Origin of the sequence: Enterobacteriaceae endosymbiont of Donacia clavipes (genome assembly GCF_012570365.1) — a bacterium.
GTDB lineage: Bacteria > Pseudomonadota > Gammaproteobacteria > Enterobacterales > Enterobacteriaceae.
Map to the genome: position 1 here is coordinate 350,226 of NZ_CP046208.1, position 14,111 is coordinate 364,336.

The window sequence follows — 14,111 nt, forward strand, 5'->3', positions numbered from 1 at the left end:
ATATACAAAATTTTAATAAAAACTAAAAATATAAATTTTATAAAAACAAATTTATAAGTTTAAAACTCTTATAAAAGAGTGCCCTCAAAAATTTTTTATAAATTTTAAAAGAACTACAAAATGGCATTAATTATGTTACATATTATTTAAATAGTCAAGTTTTTTATTATTATTCATTAAATTTTTAACTTATAAATATATTTAAAATTTTGATTTAAAAAATAAATTTTTATTTTTTTTATATTTTCATTTTCTTGAGTATAGAAAAAAAAATTTTTTTTTGTATATAAAATTAATTTATTATAATTTATTAATTTTTTTAATTTTAAAAATATTTTTTTTTTAGAATCTAAAAAAATGATATTTTTAGGTAAAATTAATTTTAATTCATTTAATATTAAAGAAAAATGTGTACAACCCAATATTATTGTATCTGGATATATATGATTATACCAAGAAATAAATATTTTTTTTATTTCATCTAAGATAATTTTATGTCCTAATAATTTTTTTTCAGCTAAATATACTAATTCTTGAGAAGATATTGTTTTTATTATAAATTTATTATTTAAAGAATCTATTTTTTTTTTTATTTTAGAATTTTTTAATGTAGTTTCAGTTGCTAAAAAACCAATAATATTATTTTTAGTTTTTTTTATAGCTAAATTAATAACAGGTGTAGCACCAATAATAGGAAAATTAAAATATTTTCTTATTTTAGGTAAACTAGAAACACTAGCTGTATTACATGCAATAATTGCTAATGAAATATTATAATTATTAGAAATTTTTTTTAAAATTTTAAATAAACGTTTAAAAATAAATTTTTTTGATTTATTTCCATAAGGAAAATATTTATTATCTAATAAATATATAAAATTTATATTTAAAAAAAAATTTTTAATATAATTAAAGATAGAAATTCCTCCTAAACCAGAATCAAAAATAAAAATTGTTATTTTTGAATTTAATAAAATTTTATTCATATTAAAATATCCTAAACTTATTTATATAATAAATATTAATATTTATATTAATTAATATATATTATAATATGTATATAAATTTTTATAACATAAAATTTTAATTTTAATTAAACAGTAAAATAAATTATAAAATGAAAAAATTAATTTATTTAGATTATGCATCTACAACTCCAATGGATAAAAGAGTTTTAAAAAAAATGAGTAATTATTTTACCATAAATGGAATATTTGGTAATCCATCTTCTTTTTCAAATATATTTGGTATAGAAGCAAAAAATTCCGTTGAAAAGGCTAGATTTAATATAGCTAATATAATAGGAAGTAAGAAAGAAGAGATAATTTTTACAGCTAGTGCTACAGAATCTATTAATTTAGCAATAAAAGGAATTATTACTATTAATAATCATTATAATCAAAAAAATATTATTACAAGTATTAGTGAACATAAAGCTGTATTAGAAACTTGTTATTATATGAAAAAATTAGGAATTAAAATAATATATCTAAAAAATTCAAATATAGGTTCTATAAATTTAAATACTTTAAAAGAAAAAATTACAAATAATACTATTTTAGTATCTATAATGCATATTAATAATGAAATAGGAACTATTAATGATATAAAATATATCGGAAATATTTGTAAAAAAAAAAATATAATTTTTCATGTAGATGCTACTCAAAGCATAGGTAAATATCAATTAAATTTAAAAAAAATAAATATAGATTTATTATCATTTTCTGCTCATAAATTTTATGGTCCTAAAGGAATAGGTGTCTTATATATAAGAAATAATCAAAAAAAATTTAAAATAAATCCATTAATTCATGGAGGTGGACAAGAAAATGGAATAAGATCAGGAACTTTAGCTGTACATCAAATTATTGGTATGTCAGAAGCATTAAATATTTCTGTTAATGAAATAGATAAAGAAAAAAAAAGAATACAAAAATTAAAACAACAATTATGGGATGGAATAAAAAATATTAATGGAGTATATATTAATGGAGATTTTAAAAATAGTTCACCTTATATAATTAACATAGGTTTTAAAAATATTTTTAATAAAATACTTATGATAGAAATGAAAAATATTGCTATTTCAGCTTCTTCTGCATGTATTTCAAATACATATACATCTCATGTATTAAAATCTTTAGGTTTAACAGAAAATTTAATTCAAAGTTCTATACGTTTTTCTTTTGGAAGATTTACTACAAAAAAAGAGATTAATTATACAATTGAATATTTACATTATATTATTAAAAAAATTAGAAAAAAATATTAAATGTTTTATATATAAAAATTTACTAATAATTAAATTATTTTAAAATTTATAATAAAGTTTTAAAATTTTATTAAAATATATATATTATATTATATGTACAGAAGTTGTGTTGGTAGTTCCACTAGGAACAAGTGCTCCTGAAACCATAACAATAAAATCTCCTGATTTAGCATATTTGCTTGATATTGCTATTTTTTTACCTATAATATAAAAGTCATCAGTCGATGATATTTTCTTAACAAGTTTTGGTATAATACCTTTACTTAAAATAAGTTGTTTTGCAGTTTTTTTATTTGTAGTTAAAGCTAAAATAATAGCTTTAGGAAAATATTTCCTTATTGCTTTTGCCGATTTCCCCAACTGAGTAGCTACAATTATTAACGGAGATTTTAATTTTTCTGAAATTTCAACTGCACTACGACATATCGCATCAGTAATACTCACATCTATTGTATCATTATCATAATAATAGATTCTATTTGTCATAGTAATATCTGTTCTTTCACAAATTGTTGACATAATAGATACAGATTCTAATGGATATTTTCCTTTAGCACTTTCTCCAGATAACATAACAGCATCTGTTCCATCTAAAATAGCATTTGCTACATCACCAGCTTCTGCTCTAGTTGGTCTAGGATTTTTAATCATAGAATCTAACATTTGTGTTGCAGTTATTACTATTTTTCCTAGATAATTACATTTCTTAATTATCATTTTTTGCGCAAAAATTACATCTTCTACTGGTATTTCGACACCTAAATCTCCTCTAGCGACCATTATACCATCAGATACATCTAAAATTTCATCAAAATTATTTAATCCCTCTTGATTTTCAATTTTAGCTATAATTTGAATATTATCTCCTTTATGTAATTTTAAAAATTTTTTTATTTCTATAATATCTTTTTTTTTACGGATAAAAGAAGCAGCAATATAATCTACTTTATTTTTACATGCAAAAATTAAATCATCTTTATCTTTTTCTGATAAAGCTGGTAATTTAATAGAAATTCCTGGTAAATTAATACTTTTATTTTCTGATAATTTTCCATTATTCAATACTTGACATAATATCTTATTGTTATTTATTTTTAATACCTTCATTGCTATTAAACCATCATCAATTAATACTTTATTTCCAATATTTATATCATGAATAAGATTAGAATATGTAACAGCAACACATTTATTATTTCCAATAATTGATTTATCAGTTGTTAAAACAAATTTTTGTCCCGATTTTAAATATACATCCATATTATTTTGTAATTTCATAGTACGTATTTCAGGACCTTTAGTATCTAATAGAATTGCTATTTTTTGATCTGTTTCTTTTATTATTTTTTTTAAAGTATTAATTCTTTTTTGATGATTATAATGATTACCATGTGAAAAATTTAATCTAACAACATTCATTCCTAAATTTAATAGTTGAGATAAAATTTTTTTAGATTCAGAACTAGGACCTATAGTACAAACTATTTTAGTTTTTTTCATAGAATTAATATTCTTCCCACAAATATATTAAATTTTAAAATTTTTTCTATTTTAAAATAATTAAATTATATAGTAATTATAATTTTATAGAATAAGAAATTTAATTGTATTTTATTTTATCTTTATTATTTAAATGAAATATAAATTTTATTAATTTTTTTTTAATTGTTTTAATAATAGTATCAATACCTTGTATTCTAGAAACAGTTAAATATTTATCAAAAGATAATTTTTTAAAACACAATCTAATATCAAAATGTATAATTTCATAACAAGTTTTTTTTTTATAAAAAATAAAAATCATTGTTAATAATCCTTTTACTATAGCAGAATCACTATCTCCTTTAAATTCTACATTTTTATTTTTATTAATTAAAAATGAAACCCAAACATCACTTTGACATCCAGGAATAAAATTTTCTAATGAATGTTGTTTTTGTGATAACATAGGTATTTTATTACCTAATTCAATTATATATAAATATTTTTCTTCCCAATTATTACAATTTTTAAAATTTATTTTAAGTTCATTTTTATTAGGTAAAATATATGACATAATTATTTATTTAATAAATTATTTATATATGTTAATTTTTCTATAAAATAATCAATATCATGAGTATCATTATATATAGAAAAAGAAATTCTACACATTGATTTTACTTTAAAATGTTTCATAACAGGTATAGAACAATGATGACCAGTACGAATAGCAATACCATATTGATCTAAAAAACTTCCTACATCATAAGAGTTATAATTAACTAAATTAAAAGAAATTATACCAATTCTATTGTTAGAATATTTTTCTCCAAAAATTTTAATATTTGAAATTTTATTTAATTTTTTAAAAGTATATTTCGTTAAAAATTTATTATGTTTAATTACTTTTTTTATATCAAAAGATTTAAACCATGATAAAGCAACACCTAATCCTATAATAGAAGATATATTAGGTGAGCCCGCTTCAAATTTCCAAGGTATTTTTTCCCAAATAGGTTTATTTTTGTATATATCTTTAATCATTCCACCTCCACCTTGCCAAGGTGGCATTAATTTTAATATTTGTTTTGTTACATATAAGATACCAATACCAGTAGGTGCAAAAATTTTATGACCAGAAAAAACAAAAAAATCACAATTTAATTTTTGAACATCAATTTTTTTATTTGCAATGGCTTGTGCACCATCAATTAATGTTAAAATATTATTTTTTTTAGCTAATTTAATAATTTTTTTAATAGGATTAATTATTCCTAAAACATTAGAAATGTATGTTATTGATATTAAACAAGTATTTTTATCAATTAGATTATTTATTTCATGTAATTTTAATTTTCCATATTTATCTAATGGTATAATTTTTATATTAAATCCTATTTTTTTAGATAATAACATCCAAGGAATAATATTTGAGTGATGTTCCATATCAGAAATAATGATATTATTGTTTGTTTTAATATTATTAAAACCCCAAGTATTTGCAATAAGATTAATACTTTCTGTAGTTCCTTTTGTAAAAATTATTTCTTCAGTATATTTTGCATTAATAAATTTTGATATTTTATTACGTATTTTTTCCATTTTATTTGTTGCATTTATACTTAAATTATATATACCCCTATTAACAGAAGAATATTCGTTCTTGTAAAAAAAATTTAATGCAGAAATTACTTTTTTAGGTTTATGAACAGTAGCGGCATTATCTAAATAAATAAATTTATTTCCATTAATTTTTTTAGATAAAATAGGAAACTGTTTTCTAATATCTATTATATTAAAATTCATTAATAAAATTCTCTATTGAGAGATAACATGATATATAATTTAAAATTTTATTTTTTATTAAATTAATATTACAAATATCTTTTAAGGAATCGAGTATAAATGCTGTAACTAATATATTATATGATTTTTTAAAATTTATTCCTCTAGTTCTTAAAAAGAAAATTTGTTCAGAATTTATTTTTCCTGTAAATACACCATGTTTACATTTTACATTATTATGTAAAATATCTAATCCAGGTTTTATATTTATTTGTGATAATTTACTTAATAGTAAACTACTGTAATTTATTTGTCCATCAGTTTTTATTGCATCTTTATTTATTTTTAATAAACCAATTAAATTTATAATAGCTTTATTTATGGTAATTGCTTTATGTGTTTGAATACTATAACAATTTTTTCCATTATGTTCTAAATAATTATTAATATTCATTAAATTATTATTTTTAGCAAATGATATACTTTTATATATTAGTTTAGAGTGATTACCTATACATTGAAAATTATTATTTTGATTCATAAATTTATTAGACATAAATAAATCGAATTTTTTTAAAAAAACATTATTATGTAAGTAATATTCATTATTAATAAAATTAAAATTTTTATTGTTATTTTCATTAGTAATAAATTGATAATATTCTAATTTAGAATTATTATTTAATATTATAGTGTTATAAACATTATTAAAATGTAATTGATCATTATTTATATGATGTTCTAAAATAATAATATTACAAATATTATTATTTATGTATATATAATTTCTATAATTAGACATAGAAATTTGATTAATATTTTTTTTATTATTATGATGAAAATATATTATATAAAGTGGTTTAATATTTTTAATATTATTAATATTAATATATATAATCTCTTTTGCAAGAGATTCAGATAAATGAGTATAAATATTATGTTTAACAAAATCATTTTTATAATGAAGATTATTGTATTTATTTATTATTATTTTATAATATGGATTTTTTATATCACTTATATTTTGATCTAATTTTCCATTAATAAAATATAATGAAATAGCATCTATTTTAAAAATTAAATTTCTTAATTTATTTTTATTTAAAAATAGTTTTTGAGAATTTTTTATAAATTTATTATTTATATGTTTAAAAAATTTTTTTTGAAAATAATCATATTTTTCTTTTTTTAATAAAAATTTTAATTTTAACCAATTTCTTTCTGATATATCAGAAAAATGATGTTTTTTATGATTTTTATAAATATTTTTTAGTTGATTAAAAATATTATTTTGCATTAATCCATCCATATCCATAATTCTCTAATTGAGAAATAATACTAAAGTTACCTGATTTTATAATTTTTTTATTATAAAGAATATGGATATAATCAGGATTTATATAATCTAAAATACGACGATAATGTGTAATAATTAAAAATGATCTTTTTTTGTTTTTCATAATATTAATTATTTTAGATACAATCTTTAACGCATCTATATCTAATCCTGAATCAATTTCATCTAAGATACATAATTCTGGTTCTAAAACAAACATATAAAATATATCATTAATTTTTTTTTCTCCTCCAGAAAAACCTACGTTTACAAAACGTTGAAGAAAATTTTTTGATTTTTTTAAAATTTTTATTTTTTCATTAATAATTTTTTTATAAGCAAATCTATCTAATTCTTTTTTCTCTTTATATTTTTTTATTGCTTTTAAAGAATTATATAAAAAAATATCATTACTTACTCCTGGTATTTCAATAGGATATTGAAAAGATACAAAAATTCCCTCTCTAGCTCTAATTTCAGGTTTCATTTGTAATAAATTTTTATTTTTAAAATATATTTTTCCTTGAGAAATATTATATTCTTTTTTCCCGGCTAATACATATGATAAAGTACTTTTACCTGAACCATTAGGTCCCATAATTGCGTGAATTTCTCCAGGATTTATAGATAAACAAAATTCATTTAAAATAATTTTATTATTTATATCGACATTTAAATTTTTTATTTTTAACATAATTTTTTTATATTTAATAATATTAAATATATTATTTTATCCTATACTATTTTCTAAATGGATAGATAATAATTTTTGTGCTTCTACAGCAAATTCTAAAGGAAATTTTATAAAAATTTCTTTACAAAATCCATTAATGATAAGGGAAATAGCATTTTCCATATCTAATCCTCTTTGTAAACAAAAAAATATCTGTTCTTCTTCAATTTTAGAAGTTGTGGCTTCATGTTCAACTTGTGAAGTATTATTTAGTATATTTAAAATAGGATATGTATATGTACTACATTTAGTACCAATTAATATTGAATCACATTGAGTAAAATTACGAGAATTATTTGATGATCTATCAATATAAACTAACCCACGATATGTGTTTTTACTATTTTCTGTAGAAATACTTTTTGAAATAATTGTAGATTTTGTATTTTTGCCTATATGAATCATCTTTGTACCAGTATCAGCTTGTTGATGACCATTTGTTAAAGAAATTGAAAAAAATTCTCCAACAGAATTATCACCTTTTAAAATAACACTAGGATATTTCCAAGTAATTGCAGCTCCTGTTTCTGATTGTGTCCATGACATTTTGCTATTTTTTCCTTTACATATTGCTCTTTTGGTAACAAAATTTAAAATTCCTCCTTTATTTTTAAATTGCCCAGAAAACCAATTTTGTACAGTTGAATAATTTACTTGTGCATTTTTATGTATAATAACTTCAACTACAGCAGCATGTAGTTGAGAATTTTTTCTAATTGGTGCGGAACATCCTTCTATATAATTTACATAACTATTTTCTTCAGCAATTAAAATAGTTCTCTCAAATTGTCCAATGTTTTTTTCGTTAATTCTAAAATAAGTAGATAATTCTATAGGACAATGTGTATTTTTAGGAATATAAATAAATGTACCATCAGATGCTACGGCTGCATTTAAAGATGCAAAAAAATTATCATCAGCAGGCACTACTGAACCTAAATATTTTCTAACTAAATCTGGATAATTTTGTATTGCATCATTTAATGAACAAAAAATTATTCCTTTTTTTAATAATTTATTTTTATTTGTTGTAGTAACCGAAACAGAATCAAAAATAGCGTCAATAGCTATTAAATTATTTTCTTTAATAGGAATATTTAATTTATTAAATGTTTTTTTTACCTCATTTGTAAGATATTTATCTTTAATATTATTATTTTTTTTAAACGGGTATGAAGGGGCAGAATAATAAATATAATTTTGATAATTTAATTTTTTATAATACCCATTTAACCAATGAGGTTCTTTTTTTTTTATCCATGAATAATAACCTTTTAATCTAAAATCTAACATCCATTTAGGTTCATTACGAATACTAGATATTTTGTGTATTATATCTAAATTAATACCAGGAGCAAATTTATTATTTTTTAATTTAGTAATAAATCCTTCTTTATAATTTTTTTTAAAATACTTTAAATTATTTTCATTCATGTGATTAATTCTTTTTATAGTTAATATTAAAACTTTTTTTACATCCGCAAAATTTTTTAATTTTATTATTAATAAATTGAAAAGATTCATGAAAATTATTTTTTGTAAAATCAATAATAGTTCCATCTATAAAAAAAAGATCCTTATTATTTAAATAAATGAATATATTTTTTTTCTTAAAATAAATTTCATTATTAAAAAATTCTTTTATTAATTTAATTTTATATTTAAATCCGAAACAACCAGATTTTTTTAAAAATATTTTTATTCCTTTATAATTTTTATTCTTTTTAATTATTTTATTTATTTGTAAAAATGCAGATTTTGTTAAATATAAACCTTTATAATTATATTTTTTTTTACAAATAAAATGTATTAAATTTTTTTCTATTAACATTATAATAACCTAAAAATATAATTTTTTATATATTAATATATGAAAAATTAAAATCATTAAACAATATTTTATTTAATAAATTAAGTAAATTTTTTTAAAAAAAAATTTATATTTTACATTAGTTAATTAAAATTAAAAATTTTATTAATGTAATTATTAAATTATTATTTTGTAATATTTTTTAATGAAAAATCTCTTACACGAAATTTTAATAAAAATAATATAAATATATATAATAAAAAAATGAATAAACAAATACTTGATAAACAAAAAACACGTATTTTAAAAGAAGATAAAATTAACCATTTTTCAGAAATTATTTTTGAAATAAATAATAAAATTATACCTAAAAAAAATGTAATTATAGTAATACGAAGAAAAAAATTAAACCATCCAGATTCTGGTTTATATATATTTTTTTTAATTAATGTATTAAATAATAAAATAACATTTAAAAATGCCGCAAAACATATAGATATAGGAAATCCTATATGATGTAAAAAAAATATAAATATAGGACTAATTAGTTGAGTAATAATTAAAACAAATATAGCAATTTTAACAGGAGTTTTTACATCTTGTCTTGCATAAAATCCTATAGCTAATACCTTAGCTATTATTAAAAAAATTAACCCTATAGAATATATAATAATATTTGTTTGTGTCATTAAAACGTCAAAATATGTAAATGCTCCGTATTGGAATAAAGCAATTAATAATGGCCTAGATAAAAAACCTAAAATTAACGAACTAGGTATTATTAATAAAAAACATAAACGTAATCCTATATCCATTAATTTATTATATTCTTTTTCTTTATTTTGAGTAAAAGCATCAGTTAAAGAAGGTAATAATACTATTGTTAATGCTATTCCAAACATACTTATAGGTAATTCCATTAATCGATCTGCATAATAAATCCAAGTAATAGATCCTGTAATTAAAAAAGATGAAAAAGCAGAATTAATTAATAAAGATATTTGTGCAGCAGTTACTCCAACAATAGCAGTACCCATTTTTTTTAAAACCCTTAACACACCTTCATCAAAAGTTTTAAAATTAGGTAAAATTAACATATTTAATTTCTTTAAATAAATTAATTGATAAAAAATTTGTGATAGGCCTCCGATTAAAACAGCCCATACTAAAATTAATATTGGAGGTTGTAATATATTAGGAAATATTACTATTGATAATATCATACAAAGATTTAATAGAACAGGAGTAAATGCTGGGACAAAAAAATTTTTCCAAATATTTAAAATTGAACTAGCTAATGATGATAAAGATATAAATAAAATATAAGGAAAAGTCATTTTTAATATTTTAGATGTAAGTTTTAATTTAAAATCTGTATTTACAAATCCAGGAGCAATAATAGAAATAATTAAAGAAGAAAATATTATTCCAAATAAAATTATTATAGAAAGTATTATTATTAACATACCTGATGTAGAAGAAATAAAATTTCTAGTATCTATTTTACTTCTTTTATTTTTATATTCAGCTAAAATTGGAGTAAATGCTTGAGAAAACGCTCCTTCAGCAAATATACGTCTTAATAAATTAGGTAATTTAAATGCTATAAAAAAAGAATCACTATAAATTCCAGCACCAAAAACTTTTGCAATAAGACTATCTCTAATAAAACCTAGTAATCTAGAAAATAATGTTATTATACTAACTGTGGTTAATGATTTTAATAAATTCATATAATTCCTAAAAATAATAGTTTATTATATAAATAAATTATTTTTATAAAAAATTCAATAAAATTAAATTTTTTCTTATATAAACAAATATTTTAAAAATTATTTTTTTGAATAAAGTATTAAAAATATTTATTTTTATAGGTATAATTAAATGAATATAAAAGAAATATCTAGAGCAATACTTCCAACAAAATGGGGAGAATTTATTATAGTAGGTTTTGAAGAAAAAGATACAGGTAATAATCATATTGCATTAATACATGGTATAAAAAAAATATATAGAACTTCAATCATTTTGACAAGAATTCATTCGGAATGTTTAACAGGAGATACTTTTTTCAGCTTACGTTGTGATTGTGGACTTCAACTAGAATCAGCATTAAATAAAATATCTAAAGAAAATTGTGGAATATTAATTTATCATAGACAAGAAGGAAGAAATATTGGTCTTTTAAATAAAATTAAAGCATATAATTTACAAGATAAAGGATTAGATACTGTAGAAGCAAATTATGAATTAGGTTTTCATGCAGATGAAAGAAATTTTCTTTCTTGTATTAATATATTAAAAATATTAGGTATTTTAAATATTAAATTATTAACTAATAATCCTTATAAAATTAATATTTTAAAAAAAAATGGTATAAATGTTATATGTAGAATTCCATTAATCACTGGACATAATATTAAAAATTATAAATATTTAAAAACTAAAAAATTAAAATTAGGACATTCATTATAAAATATTTAATAAAATTTTAATAAATTTTTTATATATTTTAATAGATTTTTTAAAACTGAAATTTGTTTATTACAAAGTTTTTTTTGTAATAATTTTTTAATTTCATAAATATAATTGTCAAAAAATTTTTTATTAAAAATATTTTTTATATATATATTCCATGTTTTTTTTTCTGTTTTATTTAATGTAGATGGAAAATTTCTTGCTTTATATTTAAATAGTAATATACTAGCTCTTATATCTTTAAATATAAATTTATTTAAATTTATATTAATTTTTTTTTGATCATATATTTTTTTAAATTGTAATAAATCTTTAGTTGGAAAAAAATTTTTATATAGTTGGCCATCAACATTATAAATATTTGTTTTTTCATATTTTTGTTTAAAATTTAAAAAAACATATTTTATAATTTTTTGTATTTTAAAAAAATTTTTTTTTAAAATAAGAAAATTTTTTATATAAAATAAAATTTTAAATTTTAAACGCTTAATATCTTTATCTCTCAAAATATTTATTGGAATTAATAAAGGAGACTTATTAAAATTAATAAGTTGTATATGAGAAAAAATATTTTTTTCATATTTTTTTGTATTTTTTTTAATTTGTAAAAAATTATATACATTATTTATTAAATTATATGATATTAATACATTTTTATTTTTTGGATGCCAGAATAAAGGTGTAATACAATTAATATTATTATTTTTATTTTTATAAATACTACTAATATGAACAAAAATTTGAATTTTTGATAAATCTATTTTTTTAATTAATTTTTTTTTATTACTATATTTTAAAAAATATTCATATAATAATGGTTGTTTTTTTTTAATTAATTTAGTTACAGATATTGTGGTATAAACATCAGATAATGCATCATGAGCATTTTTATTATATGGATTTTTTATATTATTTATATTAGCAATTTTTTCGAGATTAAATATTGGAATATTATCTATTTTAGGCCAATAAACACCATTTGGTCTTAAAACATAACAAGCTCTAACTAAAGATAATATATCCCAACGACTATTATTATTTTTCCAAGACCAATCATACGGATCGTAAAAATTACGATAGAATAAAAATCTACTAAATTCATCATCAAAATTTATATTATTGTAACCTAAAATACAAGTATTAGGACATAAAAAAATTTTATTAATAATACTAGCAAATTCATATTCTGTTTTTCCTTTAAAATTTACTAAATCAGGACTTATATTATGAATAATCATAGATTTAGGTTCAGGTAGATAATCATTAGATAATTTACAATAAAGTATTATAGGTTTATCTATAATTTCTAAATTAATATTAGTACGTATACAAGCAAATTGGGCAATTCTATCTTTAATAGGATTTAACCCAAAAGTTTCATAATCATAAAATAAAAAATTAAATTGTGATTTTTTTTTAATTAACATAATATAATAATATTATTATATTATTATTGTTTTAACAATAATTATTATATTAACTATATTATGGTGAGATGGCCGAGTGGTTGAAGGCGCATGCCTGGAAAGTATGTATATAATAAAATATATCAAGGGTTCGAATCCCTTTCTCACCAAAATATATTTATTTTTTTTAAATAATTAATATTAATTAATAATTATGTGTGAAAGAAGTAAAGTATGTTAAGTACGAATATAATTAAAATAATAAATCATTATGGTTATATAATTATATTATTAAGTTCTCTTATTGAGTGGGAAACTTTTATTATAATTGCTGGTATACTTGCTCATAAAAAAATTTTATTTTTAAATAAAATTATAATTATTACTATATTAGGATTAATCATAAGTAATCAATTATTATTTTATATAGGAAAAAAATATAGTAAAATTTTTTTATTTTTTTTTAAAAATTATAAATATAAAATTAAAAAATATCATGATATTATTTTTAATTATCCATATATATTTATTATTACAAAATTTATTTATGGTTTTAGATTAATAAGTCCCGTTATTATGGGTATTGTAAAAATTTCTTACTTAAAATTTTTTTTATTAAATATTATTAGTTCTATAATTTGGACTATATTTTTTATAATGATAGGATATTTTTTTGGTGAAATTATTTTTATTTGGATAAAAGATTTTACTAAAATTATTAAATATTTTATATATTTTTCTTTGTTACTAATAATAATTCGATTTTTATATAAAATTATAAAAAATATTTTTAATATATAAATTAT

Annotated in this window: 13 protein-coding genes and 1 tRNA gene; 4 read left to right on the top strand and 10 right to left on the bottom strand. The window is 18.3% G+C overall.

Annotation, left to right across the window (positions count from 1 at the left end; translation table 11 throughout):
• Nucleotides 1-176: 176 nt before the first annotated feature.
• Nucleotides 177-986, bottom strand: a complete 810-nt coding sequence (gene murI / locus GJT92_RS01745; protein WP_168919771.1) for a glutamate racemase — start codon at nucleotides 984-986, stop codon at nucleotides 177-179.
• Between the two features lie 131 nt (nucleotides 987-1,117).
• On the opposite strand from murI, the gene GJT92_RS01750 reads away from it, so the two are divergent.
• Nucleotides 1,118-2,275: a cysteine desulfurase family protein gene (locus GJT92_RS01750; protein ID WP_168919772.1), complete on the top strand. Its 1,158-nt coding sequence runs from the start codon at nucleotides 1,118-1,120 to the stop codon at nucleotides 2,273-2,275.
• A gap of 84 nt (nucleotides 2,276-2,359) precedes the next feature.
• Here the strand turns inward: GJT92_RS01750 and pykF are convergent, their stop codons facing one another.
• From pykF to murJ, 8 genes are all read right to left on the bottom strand, one after another.
• Complete coding sequence (gene pykF / locus GJT92_RS01755; RefSeq protein WP_168919773.1) at nucleotides 2,360-3,775, bottom strand: pyruvate kinase PykF; 1,416 nt, start codon at nucleotides 3,773-3,775, stop codon at nucleotides 2,360-2,362.
• Nucleotides 3,776-3,875: 100 nt separating this feature from the next.
• Entirely contained in the window at nucleotides 3,876-4,331 is a 456-nt protein-coding gene (gene sufE, locus GJT92_RS01760) for a cysteine desulfuration protein SufE (RefSeq protein ID WP_168919774.1), read from the bottom strand.
• 2 nt (nucleotides 4,332-4,333) lie between these two features.
• Nucleotides 4,334-5,563 carry a SufS family cysteine desulfurase gene (locus GJT92_RS01765; protein WP_168919775.1) on the bottom strand — a complete coding sequence of 410 codons (1,230 nt, stop codon included), beginning with the start codon at nucleotides 5,561-5,563 and terminating at the stop codon, nucleotides 4,334-4,336.
• Nucleotides 5,553-6,857, bottom strand: coding sequence for a SufD family Fe-S cluster assembly protein (locus tag GJT92_RS01770; protein ID WP_168919776.1), 1,305 nt, complete (start codon nucleotides 6,855-6,857; stop codon nucleotides 5,553-5,555). The genes GJT92_RS01765 and GJT92_RS01770 overlap by 11 nt, the downstream gene beginning before the upstream one ends.
• Nucleotides 6,829-7,572 (bottom strand): Fe-S cluster assembly ATPase SufC, encoded by a 744-nt coding sequence (sufC, locus tag GJT92_RS01775; protein ID WP_168919777.1) that lies wholly within the window; start codon nucleotides 7,570-7,572, stop codon nucleotides 6,829-6,831. Before sufC ends, GJT92_RS01770 begins: the two co-directional genes overlap by 29 nt.
• A gap of 36 nt (nucleotides 7,573-7,608) precedes the next feature.
• Nucleotides 7,609-9,045: a Fe-S cluster assembly protein SufB gene (gene sufB, locus GJT92_RS01780; protein ID WP_211080513.1), complete on the bottom strand. Its 1,437-nt coding sequence runs from the start codon at nucleotides 9,043-9,045 to the stop codon at nucleotides 7,609-7,611.
• A gap of 4 nt (nucleotides 9,046-9,049) precedes the next feature.
• Nucleotides 9,050-9,442 (bottom strand): HesB/IscA family protein, encoded by a 393-nt coding sequence (locus tag GJT92_RS01785; protein ID WP_168919779.1) that lies wholly within the window; start codon nucleotides 9,440-9,442, stop codon nucleotides 9,050-9,052.
• Nucleotides 9,443-9,606: 164 nt separating this feature from the next.
• Nucleotides 9,607-11,154 carry a murein biosynthesis integral membrane protein MurJ gene (murJ, locus tag GJT92_RS01790; RefSeq protein WP_168919780.1) on the bottom strand — a complete coding sequence of 516 codons (1,548 nt, stop codon included), beginning with the start codon at nucleotides 11,152-11,154 and terminating at the stop codon, nucleotides 9,607-9,609.
• A 151-nt stretch (nucleotides 11,155-11,305) separates the two neighbouring features.
• Here murJ and ribA point away from each other — a divergent pair, with 151 nt between their 5' ends.
• Nucleotides 11,306-11,896 carry a GTP cyclohydrolase II gene (gene ribA, locus GJT92_RS01795; RefSeq protein ID WP_168919781.1) on the top strand — a complete coding sequence of 197 codons (591 nt, stop codon included), beginning with the start codon at nucleotides 11,306-11,308 and terminating at the stop codon, nucleotides 11,894-11,896.
• 5 nt (nucleotides 11,897-11,901) lie between these two features.
• Here ribA and sbcB read toward each other — a convergent pair whose 3' ends face one another.
• Nucleotides 11,902-13,326 (bottom strand): exodeoxyribonuclease I, encoded by a 1,425-nt coding sequence (sbcB, locus tag GJT92_RS01800; protein ID WP_168919782.1) that lies wholly within the window; start codon nucleotides 13,324-13,326, stop codon nucleotides 11,902-11,904.
• A gap of 62 nt (nucleotides 13,327-13,388) precedes the next feature.
• On the opposite strand from sbcB, the gene GJT92_RS01805 reads away from it, so the two are divergent.
• Together GJT92_RS01805 and GJT92_RS01810 are read left to right on the top strand one after the other, a co-directional pair.
• Nucleotides 13,389-13,475 (top strand) — tRNA-Ser (locus tag GJT92_RS01805).
• A gap of 64 nt (nucleotides 13,476-13,539) precedes the next feature.
• Nucleotides 13,540-14,106, top strand: coding sequence for a DedA family protein (locus GJT92_RS01810; RefSeq protein ID WP_168919783.1), 567 nt, complete (start codon nucleotides 13,540-13,542; stop codon nucleotides 14,104-14,106).
• Nucleotides 14,107-14,111: the final 5 nt, after the last annotated feature.